The organism is Peribacillus sp. NPDC097264 (genome assembly GCF_050277925.1).
Classification (GTDB): domain Bacteria; phylum Bacillota; class Bacilli; order Bacillales; family DSM-1321; genus Peribacillus.
In genome coordinates, this window is sequence record NZ_JBNNSR010000017.1 from 1 (window position 1) to 19,625 (window position 19,625).

Annotated in this window: 22 protein-coding genes; 15 read left to right on the plus strand and 7 right to left on the minus strand. The window is 42.6% G+C overall.

Annotated elements, in window-relative coordinates; translation table 11 throughout:
- Positions 1 to 288: 288 nt before the first annotated feature.
- From ACQKL0_RS19120 to ACQKL0_RS19130, 3 genes are all read left to right on the plus strand, one after another.
- Positions 289 to 1,746 carry a circularly permuted type 2 ATP-grasp protein gene (locus tag ACQKL0_RS19120; protein WP_427689081.1) on the plus strand — a complete coding sequence of 486 codons (1,458 nt, stop codon included), beginning with the start codon at positions 289 to 291 and terminating at the stop codon, positions 1,744 to 1,746.
- Positions 1,739 to 2,701, plus strand: a complete 963-nt coding sequence (locus ACQKL0_RS19125; RefSeq protein ID WP_427689083.1) for an alpha-E domain-containing protein — start codon at positions 1,739 to 1,741, stop codon at positions 2,699 to 2,701. The genes ACQKL0_RS19120 and ACQKL0_RS19125 overlap by 8 nt, the downstream gene beginning before the upstream one ends.
- A 73-nt stretch (positions 2,702 to 2,774) precedes the next feature.
- The gene (locus ACQKL0_RS19130; protein WP_427689085.1) at positions 2,775 to 3,629 is read left to right on the plus strand and encodes a transglutaminase family protein; all 855 of its coding nucleotides are present in this window, start codon (positions 2,775 to 2,777) and stop codon (positions 3,627 to 3,629) included.
- A gap of 146 nt (positions 3,630 to 3,775) precedes the next feature.
- Here the strand turns inward: ACQKL0_RS19130 and ACQKL0_RS19135 are convergent, their stop codons facing one another.
- Positions 3,776 to 4,696 carry a hypothetical protein gene (locus ACQKL0_RS19135; protein WP_427689087.1) on the minus strand — a complete coding sequence of 307 codons (921 nt, stop codon included), beginning with the start codon at positions 4,694 to 4,696 and terminating at the stop codon, positions 3,776 to 3,778.
- A 265-nt stretch (positions 4,697 to 4,961) separates the two neighbouring features.
- Here ACQKL0_RS19135 and ACQKL0_RS19140 point away from each other — a divergent pair, with 265 nt between their 5' ends.
- The 6 genes from ACQKL0_RS19140 to ACQKL0_RS19165 all read left to right on the plus strand — a co-directional run bounded on the left by ACQKL0_RS19140 (position 4,962) and on the right by ACQKL0_RS19165 (position 10,143).
- On the plus strand, positions 4,962 to 5,966 hold the full coding sequence (locus ACQKL0_RS19140; protein ID WP_402959316.1) for an Ig-like domain-containing protein: 1,005 nt from the start codon (positions 4,962 to 4,964) through the stop codon (positions 5,964 to 5,966).
- A gap of 131 nt (positions 5,967 to 6,097) precedes the next feature.
- The gene (locus tag ACQKL0_RS19145) at positions 6,098 to 6,331 is read left to right on the plus strand and encodes an excisionase family DNA-binding protein (RefSeq protein WP_402871471.1); all 234 of its coding nucleotides are present in this window, start codon (positions 6,098 to 6,100) and stop codon (positions 6,329 to 6,331) included.
- A gap of 206 nt (positions 6,332 to 6,537) precedes the next feature.
- Positions 6,538 to 7,566 (plus strand): AI-2E family transporter, encoded by a 1,029-nt coding sequence (locus ACQKL0_RS19150; protein ID WP_402871469.1) that lies wholly within the window; start codon positions 6,538 to 6,540, stop codon positions 7,564 to 7,566.
- Positions 7,567 to 7,872: 306 nt separating this feature from the next.
- Positions 7,873 to 8,691 carry a basic amino acid ABC transporter substrate-binding protein gene (locus ACQKL0_RS19155; protein WP_402871468.1) on the plus strand — a complete coding sequence of 273 codons (819 nt, stop codon included), beginning with the start codon at positions 7,873 to 7,875 and terminating at the stop codon, positions 8,689 to 8,691.
- Positions 8,692 to 8,767: 76 nt separating this feature from the next.
- The gene (locus ACQKL0_RS19160) at positions 8,768 to 9,424 is read left to right on the plus strand and encodes an amino acid ABC transporter permease (protein ID WP_427689089.1); all 657 of its coding nucleotides are present in this window, start codon (positions 8,768 to 8,770) and stop codon (positions 9,422 to 9,424) included.
- A complete protein-coding gene (locus tag ACQKL0_RS19165) occupies positions 9,421 to 10,143 on the plus strand; it encodes an amino acid ABC transporter ATP-binding protein (RefSeq protein ID WP_402871463.1) in 723 nt (240 codons plus the stop codon). The genes ACQKL0_RS19160 and ACQKL0_RS19165 overlap by 4 nt, the downstream gene beginning before the upstream one ends.
- A 65-nt stretch (positions 10,144 to 10,208) precedes the next feature.
- On the opposite strand, the gene ACQKL0_RS19170 is transcribed toward ACQKL0_RS19165, so the two are convergent.
- From ACQKL0_RS19170 to ACQKL0_RS19180, 3 genes are all read right to left on the minus strand, one after another.
- Positions 10,209 to 10,580, minus strand: coding sequence for a hypothetical protein (locus ACQKL0_RS19170; RefSeq protein ID WP_402959312.1), 372 nt, complete (start codon positions 10,578 to 10,580; stop codon positions 10,209 to 10,211).
- A 165-nt stretch (positions 10,581 to 10,745) separates the two neighbouring features.
- The gene (cidR, locus tag ACQKL0_RS19175; protein WP_402871459.1) at positions 10,746 to 11,630 is read right to left on the minus strand and encodes a cidABC operon transcriptional activator CidR; all 885 of its coding nucleotides are present in this window, start codon (positions 11,628 to 11,630) and stop codon (positions 10,746 to 10,748) included.
- 160 nt (positions 11,631 to 11,790) lie between these two features.
- Positions 11,791 to 12,216 carry a universal stress protein gene (locus ACQKL0_RS19180; protein ID WP_402871457.1) on the minus strand — a complete coding sequence of 142 codons (426 nt, stop codon included), beginning with the start codon at positions 12,214 to 12,216 and terminating at the stop codon, positions 11,791 to 11,793.
- Positions 12,217 to 12,378: 162 nt separating this feature from the next.
- Here ACQKL0_RS19180 and ACQKL0_RS19185 point away from each other — a divergent pair, with 162 nt between their 5' ends.
- From ACQKL0_RS19185 to ACQKL0_RS19210, 6 genes are all read left to right on the plus strand, one after another.
- Positions 12,379 to 12,759 (plus strand): MerR family transcriptional regulator, encoded by a 381-nt coding sequence (locus tag ACQKL0_RS19185; RefSeq protein WP_402871455.1) that lies wholly within the window; start codon positions 12,379 to 12,381, stop codon positions 12,757 to 12,759.
- A 32-nt stretch (positions 12,760 to 12,791) separates the two neighbouring features.
- Positions 12,792 to 13,559, plus strand: coding sequence for a 3-hydroxyacyl-CoA dehydrogenase (locus ACQKL0_RS19190; RefSeq protein ID WP_427689091.1), 768 nt, complete (start codon positions 12,792 to 12,794; stop codon positions 13,557 to 13,559).
- A gap of 54 nt (positions 13,560 to 13,613) precedes the next feature.
- A complete protein-coding gene (locus ACQKL0_RS19195) occupies positions 13,614 to 14,759 on the plus strand; it encodes an acyl-CoA dehydrogenase family protein (RefSeq protein ID WP_402988866.1) in 1,146 nt (381 codons plus the stop codon).
- A 25-nt stretch (positions 14,760 to 14,784) separates the two neighbouring features.
- Positions 14,785 to 15,942, plus strand: coding sequence for a thiolase family protein (locus ACQKL0_RS19200; RefSeq protein WP_427689094.1), 1,158 nt, complete (start codon positions 14,785 to 14,787; stop codon positions 15,940 to 15,942).
- Positions 15,943 to 16,032: 90 nt separating this feature from the next.
- Positions 16,033 to 17,598, plus strand: a complete 1,566-nt coding sequence (locus tag ACQKL0_RS19205; protein WP_427689095.1) for a fatty acid--CoA ligase — start codon at positions 16,033 to 16,035, stop codon at positions 17,596 to 17,598.
- Between the two features lie 82 nt (positions 17,599 to 17,680).
- On the plus strand, positions 17,681 to 17,872 hold the full coding sequence (locus ACQKL0_RS19210) for a hypothetical protein (protein WP_402871442.1): 192 nt from the start codon (positions 17,681 to 17,683) through the stop codon (positions 17,870 to 17,872).
- Positions 17,873 to 18,130: 258 nt separating this feature from the next.
- Here the strand turns inward: ACQKL0_RS19210 and ACQKL0_RS19215 are convergent, their stop codons facing one another.
- The 3 genes from ACQKL0_RS19215 to ACQKL0_RS19225 form a co-directional block, all read right to left on the minus strand.
- The gene (locus tag ACQKL0_RS19215; protein ID WP_402871439.1) at positions 18,131 to 18,316 is read right to left on the minus strand and encodes a YfhD family protein; all 186 of its coding nucleotides are present in this window, start codon (positions 18,314 to 18,316) and stop codon (positions 18,131 to 18,133) included.
- A gap of 113 nt (positions 18,317 to 18,429) precedes the next feature.
- Complete coding sequence (locus ACQKL0_RS19220; protein ID WP_402871438.1) at positions 18,430 to 18,552, minus strand: YfhE family protein; 123 nt, start codon at positions 18,550 to 18,552, stop codon at positions 18,430 to 18,432.
- A 53-nt stretch (positions 18,553 to 18,605) separates the two neighbouring features.
- Positions 18,606 to 19,514: a TIGR01777 family oxidoreductase gene (locus tag ACQKL0_RS19225; protein WP_427689122.1), complete on the minus strand. Its 909-nt coding sequence runs from the start codon at positions 19,512 to 19,514 to the stop codon at positions 18,606 to 18,608.
- Positions 19,515 to 19,625: the final 111 nt, after the last annotated feature.

Genomic DNA, 19,625 nt, shown 5'->3' on the forward strand with positions numbered 1-19,625 from the left:
AGACCCAAGCTCTTAATCTTGAGCAAAATTCCAAGAAAATATCAAAAGGGATTCGGAATGAAACCATTCCGAACCCCTTTTGTCTACAAACTGAACTAATAGGGCAACCTATTAGTTTTTTTCTTGTAAATTTATAAAGGAAGAAATGTAAACGGTACCAATCGACAATTATTAGAAAAATCTAAATTATTAGTAAAAATATTGTTAGAAAAGAAGGATATCCCATGAAATTTGTCGTAATTAAATAGTCATTACTCTTTACATAACATTTTTTGGAGGCGTGTAGCATTGTTCAAAACTTATGAAACGGGCTCCTTTTTCGATGAAATGCTTCAGGAAAATGGAGAGCCAAAAGACCACTATCGATACTTCCATTCAATTCTTCAACAGTTTTCAGAAGAAGAGTATAGGGAAAAGCATGAAACAGCTCAATTCAGTTTTTTAAGACAGGGAATTACTTTTACGGTGTATGGGGAAGAAAGCGGAACGGAGCGCACCATGCCGTTTGACTTCATACCAATTATCATCCCTGCTGAAGAATGGGGAGTGATTGAAAAAGGCATGATTCAACGAGTCGAAGCACTTAATCACTTTTTGGATGATATCTATCATGATCAACGAATTTTAAAAGATAATATTATTCCGAAGCATCTGGTAGAAAATAGCCCGTATTACTACTATAAACAGGTAGGCGGGGTTGATAGCCCTTTACAAAATCATATCTTCTTGGCAGGAATCGATCTAATCAAAGATGAACATGGTGAATATCGAGTTCTTGAGGATAATCTACGAAATCCTTCAGGACTTTCGTATGTGTATCAAAATCGTTATGTTATGCGTCAGGTTTACCCCGAGTTTTTTTCTGAACATTCTCTCAACACACTTGAAAATCAAATTGCTCATTTACAGCACTCCTTATTGTCGCATGTGCCAAATAACATCTCGAAAAACACTGAACCTAGAGCAGTCCTCTTAACAGCCGGAATGTATAATTCGGCTTATTATGATCATGTATTTCTAGCACAACAAATGAATATCCAGCTTGTAGAAGGAAGAGATTTGATCGTGATAGACAACATGGTTTACATGAAAACCATTCGGGGATTAAAAAGGGTGGATATCATCTATCGCCGTATAGATGATGATTTTCTTGATCCGGAGGCGTTTCGTGAGGATTCGTTACTCGGGGTGCCGGGATTGATTGCTGCTTATAAAGAGGGGAATGTCTCCATCTTGAATGCGATTGGAAACGGTGTGGCCGATGATAAAGCGATATATTCCTATGTACCGGATATGATTCGATATTATTTGAAGGAAGAACCGATCATTAAAAACGTGGATACCTACCTGTTAAGCGATCCAATCCAGAAGGAGTGGGTTCTTGAAAGGTTGGATGAACTCGTCGTGAAGAATGTAGGGGCTTCTGGTGGCTACGATATGCTAATCGGACCCCATGCTACCGAGGAAGAGAGGGAAGTATTCCGTCAGAAAATCATTGAAAATCCTTATCAGTATATAGCACAGCCTACCATTAAATTATCACGGGCCCCGGCGTACCAAAAAGGCCGATTCTACCCGTGCCATGTAGATTTACGCGTATTCGTCATGAAGGGGGAACAAGTACATGTACTGCCGGGCGGACTTTCGCGAGTGGCTTTAAAGGAAGGATCACTCGTTGTGAACTCCTCACAGGGCGGGGGCGGAAAAGATACCTGGGTGTTAAAGGAGGAGATGCAGCATGCTTAGTCGTGTAGCCGATTCTTTATTTTGGATGGCAAGGAATTGTGAACGGATGGAAAGTAATGCAGATATCCTTGAGGTTCAGTTAATAAAAATGCTAGAGGCATCCGAGCATGAAACCCTGATCAAACACGATTTGGAAGTGATCATCGGGATTTGTGGGGATAAGGAAGAATTTGATTCTCTTTATGAAGACATTACGATGAAAAATGTCGTCCATTATTTGGCCTTTTCAGAAGATAACTTCAATTCGCTATCGAAGATAACCAATTATATTCGGGAAAATGCCAAGATGACAAGAGATAGAATCCCCAACATGCTTTGGGAGGTCTGGAATGAGTTTTACTTAGAGCAAGAAAATGCCGAAGCAAGGGAGGATTACTCCATCCAAGAGATTCATTCCTATATCAGGCGTATTAAAACCACTTCAATGATTGCGACTGGAATAATAGATTCTACCATGTCACGAGATTTACCCTATCATTTTATTAAGATAGGAAAATGGCTGGAACGGGCTGAAAAAACAGCTCTTGTCATGCAGATGATGTATCGACAATCCGTTCCATATGGTGACTTGGAAGGGCAAGAATTGGACTGGCGTACAAGTCTACAGCTCATTAATGGATATGAGGACTTTACTAAGAAATTCAAACCTTTGATGGAACCCAAATTTGTCCTGCAATTCATGATATCCGATCATAGCTTTCCTCGTTCCCTCTGTTATTGCATGGAACATGTCAGAGAAGTGATTAAAGGACTTGAAGGCGAAAAGGTGGCCCATTATTCTTGGAAGATGTATGCGGCCATTGACAATATGATCAGTGAATTCAAAGATGTGGACATCAAAAAACTGAATACGGAAGAGATTGGGGTTTTTATTGATTCGGCTTATAGCCAGTGTCTGGAATTTGGAAAGTTATTCTCTAGAACGTATTACTTAGAAGCTGATCCTGTAACATGAAAGGGAGCATCCCCAGAGAAACCCCTTCCTCTTACAGGACAGTAAAACCATTGTATCAGGGAGAGGAATGGCCATGAAATATGAAGTTGAGCATGTAAATACTTTTTACTATGATACAGCAGTAGACCAAAGTATGAATACCATTCGTTTGAAACCTAGGACGGATGAATGTCAGCGTTTATTGTCTTATAAAAATGAAATCACACCTGTATCGATGCCAAAGGAACATGTGGATTTATGGGGGAATCACGTGGAGAGTTTCTTCATCCCCCAAAAACATACGAAGTTGGAAGTGAAGACGACCTCCATCGTCAGCATTCAAAGGTCGCCATTCATTCGACAAATCGAGTATTCTCCAGAAATGAGATATATCTTTCATTCGAAATTATTTCATGAGCATTACAAGAGTTTTTTAAATGGAACCAACTATACCTTCTTATATCAGCATCAAATCGATCAAGTTATCCAAGCGGTAGGTGATATTGAAAGTCCTGTTGAATTCTCCCTTCAGTTAATGAGGTATCTTCATGAGGTCATGACCTATGACGGAGAATCGACGAATGTAAGCACAACCGCTAATGAAGCATTTGAGTTGAAAAAAGGCGTATGTCAGGATTATTCTCATATTATGCTAGGCGTTCTTAGAGCCAGGAACATTCCGGCCAGATATGTAAGCGGATATCTCTACGTCGGTGAAAACTCTGAGCTGATTGGTGATGCTGCCTCCCATGCGTGGGTTGAATTCATGGCCCCTGGTATCGGCTGGATTGGACTCGATGCCACGAATAATGTAGAGGCACTTGAAAATCACATTTGTCTTAGCGCTGGGCGGGACTATTCAGACGTCAGCCCGTTGCAGGGAGTTTACAGAGGTGGGAACCAAACGCTTGATGTAAAAGTACAGGTGAAGAAACTGGAACATGAATAAGCAAAACTGATATCCATTAATGCCTCCTTGAGTAAAAGGAGGCATTTTTAAATGGGTTGGGAAGGTGAAATGGTAACGGGTACTTTATTGATTGGACAAAGCCTGTTCAGCACCTAGATACCATCTAACAAACGGTGGTGCTGTTTTTATGAAGAGCACGAGCTACAAGAAGAACAACTCGAGGAATCAGATCCACTATCATGAACACTGCCATGACTGTCGGTACCTACATTTCCAGAATGGGAACCGTGAGCGGGATCGTCACCAAACAGATGCTTGAAGTCCGAATCACATGCATCCGCACTTGCATAAATGAAGTAAGCGGGTGCAGCATAATCCATTTGATTGTACCGTTTTTGCCAATCCACACTCCGTTCTGTGCGGTCACTTTTTATGAGGCCCGAGAACCTATCAAAAGTTTCTTCCGCTTCCACACTCGTCGGTTTTCGCATGTATTTTTCCTTTAACTGGTCAACTTCCAGTGTTTCGAAATCGTGGAGCAAGGAGGTTGCTTTATCATGTTTGAAGAACTTTCCCCAAGTTAGAATCGAGGGCGAATCAATAGTGAACAGCTGGACATAGTAAAAGTCGAACAGTGTCCGTTCCACTGGTTTAAAGACAGGCTCTGTGTGGGGATGATGTAGGATCATCTGGCCAAGGAAGTCCCGACAGAACCTATCATATTTCTGTTTATCATCCAGCATGATATGCCAGAGTTCATCGACGGTGGCATGAAACATTTCCATTTTACCGAACACGGCCGTCATGATGAAGTACCGTTTTAATTCCCGCCATAACTCGTTGAGATTCCCCTGCGTATAACGTGGGTATTTCATACGGAAAGCGGTATTGACCTTTTCCATATACTCGATTTCCATGGCTTGATTTAGCTTTTCTATTAAGGCTTCCGATACGATAGCATTCCCGCCTATGTCCAACGTCTCCTCATACCTTCTCCGGAATTCTTGCTGATACCGTTCCATTCTGACCGGCTCGCTTCTTCGTTTTACCAGGATAACCACAATGATCGCGAAAATGGCTGCAAGCATGACATAAAATAAGGTCATTTTTTCAATCCTCCTAGTCTATAGAACTCCTACATTAACACTATTTTACATTTTATGGGTTTGGTTTATAAGGTATAAACGCATTTTATTTTCCTTGATATTCACGAACCAGGAAATAAGGTGGACATATCAGGGTTTAGTCCCTTTACGTACAGAGTAATTATTAGTATATTTTGGTAAAAGATGGTTTATTTTCTTTTTGCATGTGGGTAGAGACAAGGGGAAAAGAAGAAAATCTTTTACTTTATTAAAAAGGGAGAGAACTATGAAAAAATCATTTGTTTTTATTCTGGCATTGGTATTCAGTCTATTTTCGCTTAATTTAGGGGCGGTAGGAGCCGCTACAGTTTCAGTTGAAAAGGGAACAGGCCTGAAAAGTCCTTTCGAGCGTGTACATAATCAGTCATACAAGAAGATGGCAAGTGAGTATCTCATTGAAAAAGAACCGAATAATACGATTAAAAAGTCTAACTCAATAAGCCTGAAACAATTTGGTTTGGGGATTTTCAATAAAGCGAACGATGTAGATTACTATAAAATCAAAGTGAAGCATTATGGTTTCTTATATGTGGTCGCTGCTACGGAGTTTAATAGTTCGCTAGACTTTTCTTTATATAATGCCAAGAATAAAGCGGTGAGCCTGGAAAGTTCCAACCGTGTAGATCAAGCGGATACTCAACTCTATTCCGTATCTCCGGGAACATATTATATTAAAGTGAAAGACACAGGGAGTTTAAAAAGCCAGGAAGAATACGCAGTAGGTGCAACCATGTCTGGGCCGACCATCAAAAAGGTCGGGGATAAGGATACAAAGATAAGCGGGGAAGCTGAACCGAATACCACAGTATATGTGAAGGTCAATAATAAAGTTGTCAATAAAAAGGGAACAAAGATAAAAGCGAACGGCAAGTATTCTGTCACGATTGGTAAACAAAAAGCCGGAACCAAAGTCTCTGTTTGGTCTACAGGAACCGTGGGTGGAAAAGAGTACCAGACCACCCCGGTCAAAACGACGGTAAAAGACGTGACGGCACCCAAAATGCTTACAGTCAGCGCAGTGACGAGTTCAAGTAAATCGGTTTCCGGTAAAACAGAGGCCAAAGCAACCGTGCAGGTTAAAGTGGGATCCAAGGTTCTCGGAAAGGCGACAGCCGATAAAAATGGCAAATATAAAGTGACGATGAAAAAACAAAAGAAAAAGACAAAGTTATCGGTTGTGGCAACCGATAAGGCCGGAAATGCCAAAACGGTCAAAGTGACAGTGAAATGATAGAAGGGCCTTTCTCAATCTGGGAAAGGCCCTTTTCAAATGGACGGAGGATATTGGGCAATAGGAGAAAAGCAGAAAAAGTGAACTACTGGTATAATAGCTATAAAGATAGTAGTAGGAGTGACGAAAACGTGTATTTAACAGTAGAGGAAACGGCTGATTACTTATCGGTGTCCATACCATATGTCGAAAGTTTAATCTTACAAGGAAAAATTAGAGTGGTGGATGACGGCGAGGGTGTAGTATTGATCTATAAGGACCAGTTCAAGACGCACTTTGAACAGCTGGAGAAATATAAAATGTTAGTCGAAGAATTGGCGAATGAACCGATTCCGGAAGATCTAGACATTAAGGACGAAGACTAAGTCTTCTTGATTGGGATGCATAATAGGTGCATCCCTTTTTTGTACCGGTTATAGTTAATACAAAGCCGGGGCTTTTGAGGGAGTCCGGGCAAGATATTTCGAATTATTATTTTTTGGAAGGTATTTGTAGTAGATTTCCTCCATTCCGTGTAAAATAATAAATACAAAGATAGATTACGGCAAAATGGTAGATAGGAGATAGGTAAGTGGTAAAAGAGTATTTACAAAGCGAAGGATTTTCAAGATTCATTACCTTACTTGTGCTGTTTTTATTTCTTGTAAGCATCGGAAGTATGGTCAATATCGTTTTATTCACATTTGTTTTCACTTTCCTGATGGGAAGGCTTGAACAATTCATCATGCTTCATCTGAAAAAAGTGATGCCCATCAATTCCAAAGTGGTCATAAGTTTCATTTATATAGTGTTCATTGCTTCTTTAGCTATCGTCCTTTATAAGTACTTGCCGGTTATTACGACACAATTTACTGAGCTGATTACGCAGATTGTATTCTTCTTTCAACATCCGCCTGATAGCAAGGTCATTCAATATGCCATTAGTTTAATGAATGAACTTGAATCACCTCTGGATCTTCAAAAGCAGATGAATACGCTCTATCTTTATATATCTGACTTTGGAAAACTGGCGTTTCAAATCTTCATTTCTATACTGCTTAGCTTGTTTTTCTTGTTGGAAAAGGATAAAATCATCCGCTTCACTTCCAAGTTTAAGCGGGGGAAATTCAATTCCTTCTTCATTAATATTGGACATTTCGGTGTGAAGTTCGTTAACTCATTCGGAAAAGTCATAGAGGTTCAATTCCTAATTGCCATTACGAATGCCATTCTATCCGTTGCGTTCTTATGGATTCTTGGTTTTCCACAGTTAATTGGTTTGGGGATCATGATTTTCTTCCTTGGTTTGATTCCAGTGGCTGGGGTCATTATTTCCTTGATTCCACTAAGCATGATTGCCTATAGTATTGGAGGCATGCCAAAGGTCATTGCAGTGTTGATCATGATTGTGGTGATTCATGCGCTTGAAAGCTATATTTTGAACCCGAAATTCATGTCGGCCAAAACAAATCTTCCTACGTTCTTCACGTTTATGATCTTACTGTTTTCCGAACACTTCCTTGGAATTTGGGGATTGATCATCGGGATACCAATCTTTATCTTCCTATTGGATATGTTAGATATTGATGAAGAAACTAACCGTGCACTGGACGAACCATAATAAGCAGCAACCCTCTAAATGGGTGGTTGCTTATTTTTTTATATTCGTTTTCAATATAATTTTCTATTTTTTATGGAAAAAGAAGATGAATCGATTGTTCACATGTTCAAAGTCCATTATGATACTTGGTTTTGTCATTTACTGTAATAAACTTGTATTCTACTAAAGTTATTTTTTTACTTTTTATTGCATGAAAACTCAAAAAAACGTATACTATTTTTAAGTAAAAAATACTGAATAATCATTCAAATCTAAATTGTTAGACTACTTTGAGTGAGAGTTTACGGGAGAAAAGAGGGGATTATGTTGAAAAGGGTATCTGTATACATGTTGGTCGTGATATCTTCTTTGCTTTTGATCATGACAGGATGTGGCAAGGAAAAGGAAGTTTCCACTACAAGTGATGAAGGGCCGAAGGAAAAGACGCTTAGAGTCGTGACGGATGCGGCATATGCGCCTTTTGAATACCTCGAAGGTGATAAAATCGTCGGATTCGATGTTGACTTTATCAATGCCGTAGCGAAGGAAGCTGGGTATAAAGTCGAGATTGAGCATGTAGGCTGGGATCCGATTTTTGTGGAGATTGAATCAAAAAGAGCAGATTTAGCTGTATCGGCAATTACAGTGAATGATGAAAGAAAACAATCGTATGATTTTTCGGTTCCTTATTTCCTTTCCACCAATAAAATCTTGGTTCCCGAAAAAAGTGATGTGGAATCGGGAGAAGATTTGAAAGGGAAGAAGATAGCTGTCCAAACAGGTACAACGGGTCAAGAAGCGGTGGAAGCCCTTCTTGGGAAAAACCATAAAGATATCAAGAAATTCGAGAATAATAACTTAGCGATTCAGGAATTGCTCAAGGGCGGGGCTGAAGCGGTCGTGGCAGATAATACGGTCGTTGAAGAGTACGTGAAAAATAATCCTGATCAAAAGTTGAAGGTCGTGGAAGACAGCAGCAGCTTTGAAGAGGAGTTTTATGGAGTCCTATTCCCTAAAGGCAGTGAGTTAAAGGCCGATTTCGATAAAGCGATCAATACCATGCTCGATAATGGCAAGTACGCCGAAATCTATAAAAAACAGTTTGGCACAGATCCAGATATCGAGACGGTAAAAGCACAACAATAATATAGATTATGAGAAAAATTGCGTAACTTTACGTGTGAAGTTACGCAGTTTTTTTGGACTTTAGGAGGTACATAGAATGGGTTTTCGTTGGGATATTATTTTTGAATATGCGCCTTTCTTATTGAAGGGGACGTTGCTTACGATTGGTCTATCCGTTTCTTCGATTCTAATCGGGACGTTTCTAGGATTGCTGATTGGATTAGGGAAGATTGTAAGAAATAAACTACTCGCCTTTCCATTTTACTGCTATGTCACGGTTTTCCGGGGGACACCATTATTGGTCCAGATCTTCTTGATCCACTTTGGGGTGGTTCCTTTCTTTACCGGCGAAACGAATGCCGTCGCAGCGGGAGTCATTGCACTGTCTTTAAATGCAGCGGCATATATTGCTGAAATATTCAGGGCCGGAATTCAATCCATTGATAAAGGACAAATGGAAGGGGCACGTTCTTTAGGTTTGACGCACACTCAATCCATGATTTCCGTTGTCCTTCCACAAGCATTCAAACGCATGATTCCTCCTCTAGGTAATGAATTCATCGTATTATTGAAAGATTCTTCCTTAGTTTGTGTCATTGCTGCCCCGGAATTGATGTATTGGGGAAAAGCGATGGGCAGTCAGTATTTTAAAGTATGGGAGCCATATTTGGCCTGTGCTTTCATCTATCTTTGCCTGACGCTCGTTCTAAGTTTCGTACTAAATAGACTTGAAAGTAGGTTGAAAACAGAATGATCAAGGTGGAAAATTTAAATAAGTCATTTGGTGACAATGAGGTATTGAAGAATATCAGTGCAACCGTTGCCCCACAGGAAGTCGTCGTGGTCATTGGTCCGTCGGGATCTGGGAAATCCACTTTCCTAAGATGCATCAATCAGCTAGAGACGATAACGGGTGGCCACATTTACATTGAGGGGCTTGATACGACGGATAAGAAAGTCGATATCAATAAAATCCGTACGGAAGTCGGCATGGTCTTTCAGCATTTTAACTTATTCCCGCATAAAACGGTTCTTGAAAATATCATGCTTGCGCCGATAAAAGTGCGTAAAGTTTCCAAGGAACAGGCAGCAAAGACGGGCATGGAATTGCTTAATAAGGTGGGCCTTTCGGATAAAGCGAACGCCTATCCGGACTCTTTGTCAGGAGGGCAAAAGCAACGTGTAGCCATTGCTAGGTCTCTAGCTATGGGCCCAAAGATCATGTTGTTTGATGAACCGACATCCGCTCTAGACCCGGAAATGGTCGGTGAAGTGCTTGAAGTCATGAAGCAATTGGCGAAAGAAGGCATGACGATGGTTGTGGTGACACATGAAATGGGATTTGCAAAAGAAGTGGGGGATCGAGTGATATTCATGGATGAAGGGTTGATCGTTGAGGAAAATGTGCCTAGCGAGATTTTTGACAATCCGCAGCAGGAAAGAACGAAGGCATTTTTGAGTAAAGTCCTTTGACGTATAGCTAAAGAAAAAAAACCTTCCGAAAACGGGAGGTTTTTTTAGGAACATATCAGGGGGTATTATTTAATGTATGAAGCGCCTAAAAGTGATTCAGGGCTTTTACCGAGCACTAGCATACTGATTTTCGCATATCCAATATTTTCATTTTGGGAGAGGGTTTGTCGAAGAACCTCGATATTCGGATCATTCTTTAACTTTTGAACTTCCTCTTTATATAAAGTGATAACGGAGGGCATAACGAATTCAGGGGTGTATTCGTTAGGGTTTTCATCCATGATTAATGTGCCCATAAATTGATATTTAAATTGGAAAGCTCGTGTTAAGGCAACGACATGAAGCAGTTTTTTAAATAATTCGGGGTATGAATATTTAATTTTTTCCAACGCTTCTTCGGTTGCTTGTAACTCATCGACACTAGATAAAGTGATCATAAATATCTCCTTTCAGAAAATATCGATATATCGGTATTGCAGTGCTTTTTACTCACTACCAAGTCTAACTCGGCAAGTAAATAAAGTAAAATGGTTAGATGTTATCATGAAGATAACTCATATCTATGATAGTGCTTACATTATTTTCTTATTGAAGGTGTATGATCACTCTTTTTTAGCCAACGCTTCCTTTGTATATTTCAGCCATTCCTTTGCGGCGTATGAAAGGTATTGATCCTTACTCCAAATGAATGCCAAGTTCCAGCTCAGTGATGGATTTTTAACCTTAATGGTCTTAACACGACTATCCAACCGACAGAGGCTTTCTGGTAAAAGGGCGATGCCAAGCTTGCAGAAAACCATTTCTTCTATAAAGTCCCATCGAGAGCTTTCGGTAACGATGTGTGGAGAAAAACCTGATTCCTTACAAGATGAAATGATGAGGTCACGCAAAACATAATCCTTATTGAATAAGATAAAGGACTCATGTTGAAGATCTATCAAATCGATTTCATCCTCGGAAGCAAGTGGGTGAGAGGGATGAACGATCAACTTGATGTCTTCTTCTAAAAAGGCAAAATGGTGAAATAGAACGGTGTTGGTCGGCAGGACGATTACGCCTATATCCAGTTGGTCATTTTGAACGGACTCTTCAATTTTTTTTGAACCATCTTCAACCAATTGAAAGGTGATATTGGGATAATCCTCATGAAAACGGCTAAGAATTCGGGGGAAGAAAGAGGCATCGATAATCGGGGGTAAACCGATTCGTATATGTCCCTTTTTAAGGCCTAATAAATTATCCATTTCTGTTTCCAAGTTATGAAAGGCTTTATCAATCAATTTTGCCTGCTCTAATACGACCCGACCGGCATCGGTCAGAGCGAGTTGCTTGCGGGAACGATCGAAAAGTTCAACCCCAAGTTCGGTTTCCAGGTTCTTGATCATTTTACTGATGGTCGGCTGAGTAATGAATAAATGATCGGCTGCCCGAGTGAAACTGTTAAAATTAGTCACTTCTATGAAGTATTGTAAATGCTTAATATCCATCGCTTCACCTGCTTATCTCTTCAAAGTACTTTCATTTTACCCATAGAAATAAGGGTTTGTAAAATAAGAATCTCTTTGCCGTTTACATCCTATTGTCAAGCTAGCAGAAAAGCTGGTCTCAAGGAGCCCAGCTTTTTTGAAAACGAGTCGTACTATGTAATCACTTAACCAATAAGACGGGTACCGGGGAGTTCTGCACGATATAATGACTGACGCTTCCCAGGAATTCCTTGAACCCGCTTAAGCCGCGGCTACCCATGATGATAAGGTCGCAGTTTTGGGATTTCGCATGTTCCAATAACGTTTTGATGGCGGAGCCTTCCACGACAAATGTCTGGGTTTTATTCGGAATTTCCGATAATAGCGCATCCGCTTTTGAGATGACTTCTTCTCCATACTTCAGCATGGATTCCTCGATTTCTTGAAAAGCGTTTCCATATATACTTGGATGAATCGGTAGCGTTACAGCGTGTATCGCATGAATTTCAATGGCTGGATCCAGCTTGGCTAATTCAATCGCTTTTTCCAAAGACTTGAGAGCTAATTCAGATTCGTCATAGGCAACTAGTATTTTCGAGCAGATCATGTTGATCCATCCCTTCATTTACAAGAATATATCTTTAGTATAACAGGTAAAACGACCCTTTTCTTTTGATTTCATGAAATTTTATGAATATTTGTTGAAGTTTACGTTAACGTCAATGGTAAGATAAAGGTAAATAATCCCTTTGTAAAGTGTGGTTATAGGATGTACACGATTTCTGAGTTAGCCAAAGAGTTTGAATTGACGACGAGGACGCTGCGTTACTATGAGGAATTAGGCATGCTAAAGCCGAGGCGGACCGAAACAGGGAACAGAGTATATGGAAAGAAAGAATTCGCACAGCTTAAAATCATCATGCGTGGCAAGAAGTATGGGTTCTCTTTAGATGAAATAAAAGACATTGTGGTCCTTTTCGAGCAGGACAGAACAGGGGTCAAGCAACTGGAGAGAACGATAGAAAAAGCGGGACAGAAATTAGAAGAAATCAATGAACGAATGAGGGAACTTGCTGAATTGAAGCGGGATTTTGAATATATGATCCATGATTTTAAGAAAACCCTTCATAACTTGAAGGTTGAATCATAAGTTTCAAAAACAAAGGGAAAGAGGTGGAGGACTTGAATATTCAAGAGACAGTGGCAGTAGTGACAGGTGGGGCTTCAGGACTGGGTGAGGCAACGGTGCGAAACATCATCCATAAAGGCGGGAAAGCGATCATCCTTGATCTCTCGGAAGAAAAAGGGGCCAGGCTGGTCGAGGAATTAGGGGATTCCGTCCTGTTCATTAAAACGGATGTGACGCAAGAGGATAGTGTCCAAGCCGCCCTGGACCAAGGAATCGAAACATTTGGGACGATTAACACGGTCGTCAATTGTGCGGGTATTGCCATCGCCGAGAAGGTCGTTAGCCGAAAAGGCACACATGAATTGAAAGCGTTCTCAAAAGTGGTGACGGTCAACTTAATCGGCACGTTTAATGTCATACGTCTCGCCGCGGAGAAAATGGTTCATAATCCGATGAATGAAGAGGGCGAACGGGGCGTGATCATTAATACGGCTTCCGTAGCTGCCTTTGAAGGCCAAATCGGGCAGGCTGCTTATAGTGCCTCAAAAGGGGGAATCGTCGGCATGACCTTACCGATAGCAAGGGATCTTGCTTCTTTTGGCATTCGGGTCGTCTCGATTGCACCTGGCTTATTTCATACACCGATGTTCGATTCGCTTCCGGAAGAAGCGAGGACATCCCTTGGGAAAACGGTACCGTTCCCATCAAGGCTCGGGTATCCAAACGAATACGCGAAGCTAACGGAAAGCATCATAACCAACCCGATGCTGAATGGGGAAACGATCCGGCTGGACGGGGCCATCAGGATGTCACCAAGGTGACCATGACACCCGAGTAATGATAGAAGAAGAGAAAAGAAAGAGGAGCGAGAACAGATGAAGCATTCTTACTTAACAGAAGATCACGAGATTTTCCGTAAATCATTACGGAAGTTTTTAGAGAAAGAAGCGGTTCCACATTATGAAAAGTGGGAAGAAGAGCGACTCATCCCACGGTCATTCTGGGAGAAGATGGGCGAGCAAGGCTTTCTCTGTCCTGATCTTGATGAAGAGTTTGGTGGGTCAGGAGTCGATTGGGGCTTTGGGGTCATCATCAATGAAGAACTGGAAAGGGTGGGCTCGGGATTAATCGGTTTCGGGCTTCATAGCGATATTACGGTACCCTATCTTTCCGCCTATGGAACCGAGGAACAAAAAAGGCGCTGGCTTCCTGCATGTACGACAGGGGAAAGGATTACGGCTATCGCCATGACGGAACCGGGGACAGGATCGGATTTGGCCAATATTAAAACGACGGCGACTTTGGATGGAGATCATTATGTTCTTAACGGGCAAAAGACATTCATCACAAATGGCATCCATGCTGATTTGATTATCGTAGCTTGTAAAACCGATCCAAATGCTGTTCCGAAGCATAAAGGCGTTTCATTGATCGTAGTGGAACGAGATGCACCCGGGTTCTCACGGGGAAGGAAGTTGAAAAAGCTTGGCCTGCATTGTCAGGATACAGCAGAGCTCATTTTCGAGGATTGCCGGGTGCCAAAGGAAAACCTGCTTGGTGAAGAAGGCAAGGGATTCACCTATTTAATGGAGAAACTGCAACAGGAACGCCTTGTGGTCGCAATCTGTGCCCAAGCTGCATCGGAGGACATGCTTGCGGATACAATCGAATACGTGAAAAGCCGTGAAGCATTCGGCAAATCGGTGAGCCAGTTCCAGAACACGCAGTTTAAAATAGCCGAGATGGCAACGGAAATCAAAATGGGCCGAGCTTTTCTGGACCAACTGATTGCAAACCATATGGCAGGGGAAAACGTGGTCACTGAAGTGTCGATGGCGAAATGGAGATTGACGGAAACCGCCAGGAAAATCTCCACGGAATGCATGCAACTTCACGGTGGCTATGGCTATATGGAAGAATACAAGATTGCTAGGCGCTACCGGGATATACCTGTAGCAAGCATTTACGCAGGAACCAATGAAATCATGAAAAAAATCATAGCTAAGAATCTTGGCCTCTAAAAAAGAATGGAAGGGAAGCGATTAGATGCGTGAAGTGGTTATTGTTGAGGGGATCCGTACACCGGTTGGCAGAAGGAATGGGGTCCTGCGGGACTTTCGTCCTGATGAATTAGCTGGAGAAGTGTTAAGGAAACTGGTTGAAAAAGCAGGAATTGACCCAGCCATCGTTGAAGATGTCATTTTAGGCTGTGTAACACAGGCCGGGGAGCAGGCTGGAGATATTGCCCGCGTGGCTGCCTTGATTGCCGGTTATCCGATTGAAGTGCCTGGTACGACCATCGACCGTCAATGTGGATCAAGCCAGCAGGCTGTTCACTTCGCTTCCCAAGCCATCCTATCAGGCGATATGGATGTGGTCGTAGCGGGTGGTGTGGAAAATATGTCCCGTGTTCCGATGGGATTTAATTACCAAGGGGCGACTACGAGCCAAAAGTATGTTGACAACTATGAGGTGATCAACCAAGGACTCTCAGCTGAACGAATCGCCGAAAAGTGGGAAATCACACGCGAGGAATGTGATGCATTTTCCGTTGAAAGCCATGAGAGGGCAATACGCGCGCAAAAAGAGGGATATTTTGACCGGGAAATCATTTCCGTTACAGGTACGGATAAAGAAGGCAACCCGATTGACGTCACGGCAGATCAAGGACCAAGAGCTGGAACGACGGTAGAGGTCCTATCTGGACTGAAAACCGTTTTTAAAGAAGATGGACTGATCCATGCCGGGAACTCGAGCCAGATCAGCGACGGGGCTGCGGCCTTACTGTTAATGGAGAGAAGTAGGGCAGAAGAACTTGGTTTGAAACCACGTTTTAAAGTACATACGCGGGTGGTTGTCGGCTCAGATCCGACTTTGATGTTGACGGGCCCGATTCCGGCTACGCAAAAGGCTTTGGAAAAGTCAGGTCTTTCCATCGAAGATATCGATATCTTTGAAGTCAACGAAGCGTTTGCACCTGTACCTCTTGCTTGGTTGAAGGAAACGGGCGCAGACCCGCAGAAGCTGAATCCAAACGGAGGGGCGATTGCTCTGGGACATCCCCTTGGCGGAAGCGGTGCCCGCCTGATGGTATCCATGATGCATGAACTGGAAAGGACAGGCGGCCGTTATGGACTGCAAACGATGTGTGAAGGGCATGGGATGGCCAATGCAACAATCATCGAAAGGTTGAGTAATCGGTAAATTCACGTGAAGGTCAAGTTTGGATGAAGTAGAAAGCTGTCATCATCAGGAATCCCCCGGATGATGGCAGGTATTTGAGGAGGAAAAAAGATGTCGGTTACGATTAACACCATATTCGATCAGACGGTTCAAAAATTCCCCATTAAAGAAGCTATCTACGACGTGAGAAGGAATGCCCGATATACATACATCCAGTGGAACGACAAGGTGAATAGACTGGCGGCTGCGCTTCAAGCAGAAGGTGTCCAAAAAGGAGACCGGGTTTCTACGTATTTATATAATAATGAAGAACTGGCCACCGCGTTTTTTGCCTGTGCCAAGATTGGGGCTGTCTTTAATCCGATTAACTTTCGATTGATGGCGGAAGAGCTGGCCTTCATCATCAGTGATGCAAAGCCAAAGGTGCTGATCTTCGAGGAGGAGTTGCAATCGTCCGTGGCGGCGATTGAAAAACGTTTTCCAAGCATTGCTTTCTGGTTCATTGATAAGAAAGTTCCTAGCTATGCCAAGAGTTATCAGGAAAAACTGATCCATGCATCTTCCACACCGGTTGATGTAGCCGTGGATGAAAATGATGTCTATGCCATCATGTATACGAGCGGGACGACGGGAAGACCTAAGGGAGTGATCCATCTTCATAAGGATATGGTCGAGCAGTCAGCCATATTAACAGAGGCGATGAGATATGAAAGTCAAGACGTCGGTTTGATTACCGCACCCATGTTCCATTGTGCTGAATTGCACTGTTCATTTTTACCACGCGTTCAGGTCGGAGCTAAGAATGTGATTATGCATCAGTTCAATCCTAAGCTGGCACTTGAGCTGATCGAAGCGGAAGGAATCACCAAACTATTCGCAGCCCCGACGATGTGGAACATGCTGCTTCAGGAGAACCTGGAGAACTATAATATTCAAAGCCTCAAGCTTGGATTGTACGGGGCAGCCCCAATGGCCCCGACTCTTGTGCTCGCTTGCCAGGAAAAACTGGGCATCCAGTTCATCCAGGCTTACGGGATGACCGAAATGGGTCCAGCCATCACCTTGCTGCTGGAAGACGACCAAATCCGGAAAGCCGGTTCAGCCGGCCAGGCATGCCGTGGCCATGAAATCGTCATTGCCCGTCCGAATGAAGATGGGCCAGCGGATCCCGATGATGCCATGGGTCCTGGGGAAACAGGGGAAATCCTCGTGAAAGGACCTTGCATCATGCAAGGGTACTTTCAAAGAGAGCCAGAGACCCTAAAAGCGCTTCATAAAGGGTGGTACCATTCCGGGGATATCGGTTTCCTTGATGAAGACGGTTTTCTATGGGTCAAGGACCGGGTGGATGATATGATCATTTCGGGTGGCGAGAACGTTTACCCTCGTGAAGTGGAAGATACCCTCTATGAACATCGGGGGGTTCTCGACTGTGCAGTGCTCGGTCAACCAGATGATAAATGGGGAGAAACGGTGACGGCGTTTATCGTGGCGAAAGATCCATCGTTAACTGAGAAGGATTTAGAGGATTGGTGCAGGAATAGCATAACGCTAGCTAACTATAAGCGTCCACGACGATATATATTCTGTGAGGAGCTGCCGCGAAACGCCAGCGGCAAAATCCAAAAATTCATGCTTCGCAAACAGTTGGAAGAGAACGTCGTGGAAGAACAATAATTTGAGGATTCCCCTTAAAAGAAAAATGCGAATGGCCGATAAAATAAAGGACAACAGGAGAAAACATAATGGGGGAAACAAATTGAGTAAGTCATTTCGAATTGCATGGCATGCGGTCGTCGATGAACATTCCATTCTCGAAGGACGCAGTTTAGTGAATGCCGAAAGCGATCAAGCTGCCGCAAGCAAATTGGTTTATGAAAAATCCACAGAATACCGTCTAAGGCAACAATGGGTGATGATTGATTCATTAGTTGAATTAGTGAATGAATAAGAAAAGGAGACTCCAGTCATAGGAGTCTCCTTTTAAATGTTATCCACATGTAAAAAGCTTACGATTCAAGGAATATAGCTTGTTATCCACATTATCCACAGAGTTATCCATAATTTACATTATTTTCATATTATCAAGAGGTGTCGTATTACCCATTATTTATCGGTATATTCAGAAAATATCCACAATATTAACAGGGCTGTGGATAAGATGGTGTGTATAAGAGGAGGCTGCTGAATAAGCAGCCTCCTCTAAACGCTATGATTTACGGTTATGGGCCCGGCGGTCAGCGGCATTGGCGCGCGCTTGAGCCTCCATATCATCTTGGTCGGCTAGTTCGGTAGAAAATTCGACATCAATTCCGTCACTTTTAAGGTTTTTAGGTACCTGTGGCAGTTTTTGTTTGTTTTTATCCCGATTATGGTGAATGTTATTTCGACCCATGTTAGCGCCCCCTCGATGAAAGTAAATAAGCTGGAAATGATTTTGATTTAAATCATCTCCAGCTTATTGTGTGTTGAATGGTAGATCATCATGTACGGAAAAAAGCGCCAAACTTAACGACGGGGTTTCTTTTCTGTAAAACCGCCGGCTCGATCTGCTTGTTTGAATTCGCGAGAGTAAGTGATCTCTTGCATGCTTGTTAGGAAACTTTTTTCTTTATCCGTTTTTTTCGCCATTTAGATCATCTCCAATTCATGTGATAGTCCTATTTTTTCCCAAATAATTTCAATCATACATGTAAAATATCTTCTAGGGCCATTTTAAGAGTGGGAAAGGAGAATGTGAATTCCTCCTTCATTAGTTTGCTTGGTAGGACCTTTTGCCCTTCAAGGACCAGGATGCTCATTTCGCCGAGTGCGGTTTTTAGAAGGAATGGAGGGACCGGGAACCAGTGAGGCCGTTTCATAACGGCGCCAATCGTTTTACCGAACGTATCCATTTGAACGGGGTTTGGCGCTGTGAAATTGACTGGTCCCTGGATATTCTTTTTCTTCATGCAAAAAGAAACCGCACGGGCGACGTCTTGAATATGAATCCAGGAAAGCCATTGGGTACCTTTGCCGATTTTTCCACCGCCGAAAAGTTTGTAGGGAAGGGTCATCATGGGGAGTGCCCCTTTTTTTTCCCCCAGGATTACGCCAAATCTTGTGAGGACGACACGTTCGCAGTAGGGGCTGGATTTCATCGCCTCTTTTTCCCATAGCTTGACGGTGCGGGCCAGAAAGTCCTCCCCGATGGAATCCGATTCCTCTGTAAAGGTTTCCTGGTCGGATATGCCATAGTATCCCACTGCGCTGGCATTGATCAGGCACGGGATTTTTTTTGGAAGCTTGGAGAGGATCCGGTTCATTTCCTTGGAAGCCTCGACCCGGCTTTCGACAATCGTCCGTTTCCGTTCCTGTGTCCAACGACCGCTATTTAATGACTCCCCGGCTAGGTTGATGAACACATCAAGATCTTCCAACTGTCTCTCAGGGCTTGATCCTGCGCTCAGCCAGCCTACGTAATGAATATGCTCTTGCTTATCATATTTATCTGGATGCCTGGTCAATATATATAATTCATGATTTTCTTTTAATAATTCGTCAATAAGGGCAGAGCCGACAAAACCGCTTCCACCGGCAATGGCTATTTTCATGAAAATCACATCCTTTTTCTGTCTTTCCTTCACTGTAACACGCTCGGGTTCTTTTTTCATTTTTGGACGTGCTTGTCTAGAAAAGGTTCACAGAAACGGGTAAAGTAAGAA

What these genes read in the sequence shown, in the direction of transcription:
- ACQKL0_RS19130 (WP_427689085.1), top strand. Translation starts at nt 2,775, where the DNA reads ATGAAATATGAAGTTGAGCATGTAAATACTTTTTACTATGATACAGCA.
- ACQKL0_RS19205 (WP_427689095.1), top strand. Translation starts at nt 16,033, where the DNA reads ATGTCGGTTACGATTAACACCATATTCGATCAGACGGTTCAAAAATTC.
- ACQKL0_RS19160 (WP_427689089.1), top strand. Translation starts at nt 8,768, where the DNA reads ATGGGTTTTCGTTGGGATATTATTTTTGAATATGCGCCTTTCTTATTG.
- cidR (WP_402871459.1), bottom strand. Translation starts at nt 11,630, where the DNA reads ATGGATATTAAGCATTTACAATACTTCATAGAAGTGACTAATTTTAAC.
- ACQKL0_RS19225 (WP_427689122.1), bottom strand. Translation starts at nt 19,514, where the DNA reads ATGAAAATAGCCATTGCCGGTGGAAGCGGTTTTGTCGGCTCTGCCCTT.
- ACQKL0_RS19215 (WP_402871439.1), bottom strand. Translation starts at nt 18,316, where the DNA reads ATGGGTCGAAATAACATTCACCATAATCGGGATAAAAACAAACAAAAA.
- ACQKL0_RS19135 (WP_427689087.1), bottom strand. Translation starts at nt 4,696, where the DNA reads ATGACCTTATTTTATGTCATGCTTGCAGCCATTTTCGCGATCATTGTG.
- ACQKL0_RS19185 (WP_402871455.1), top strand. Translation starts at nt 12,379, where the DNA reads ATGTACACGATTTCTGAGTTAGCCAAAGAGTTTGAATTGACGACGAGG.
- ACQKL0_RS19140 (WP_402959316.1), top strand. Translation starts at nt 4,962, where the DNA reads ATGAAAAAATCATTTGTTTTTATTCTGGCATTGGTATTCAGTCTATTT.
- ACQKL0_RS19125 (WP_427689083.1), top strand. Translation starts at nt 1,739, where the DNA reads ATGCTTAGTCGTGTAGCCGATTCTTTATTTTGGATGGCAAGGAATTGT.
- ACQKL0_RS19165 (WP_402871463.1), top strand. Translation starts at nt 9,421, where the DNA reads ATGATCAAGGTGGAAAATTTAAATAAGTCATTTGGTGACAATGAGGTA.
- ACQKL0_RS19220 (WP_402871438.1), bottom strand. Translation starts at nt 18,552, where the DNA reads ATGGCGAAAAAAACGGATAAAGAAAAAAGTTTCCTAACAAGCATGCAA.
- ACQKL0_RS19200 (WP_427689094.1), top strand. Translation starts at nt 14,785, where the DNA reads ATGCGTGAAGTGGTTATTGTTGAGGGGATCCGTACACCGGTTGGCAGA.
- ACQKL0_RS19170 (WP_402959312.1), bottom strand. Translation starts at nt 10,580, where the DNA reads ATGATCACTTTATCTAGTGTCGATGAGTTACAAGCAACCGAAGAAGCG.
- ACQKL0_RS19180 (WP_402871457.1), bottom strand. Translation starts at nt 12,216, where the DNA reads ATGATCTGCTCGAAAATACTAGTTGCCTATGACGAATCTGAATTAGCT.
- ACQKL0_RS19195 (WP_402988866.1), top strand. Translation starts at nt 13,614, where the DNA reads ATGAAGCATTCTTACTTAACAGAAGATCACGAGATTTTCCGTAAATCA.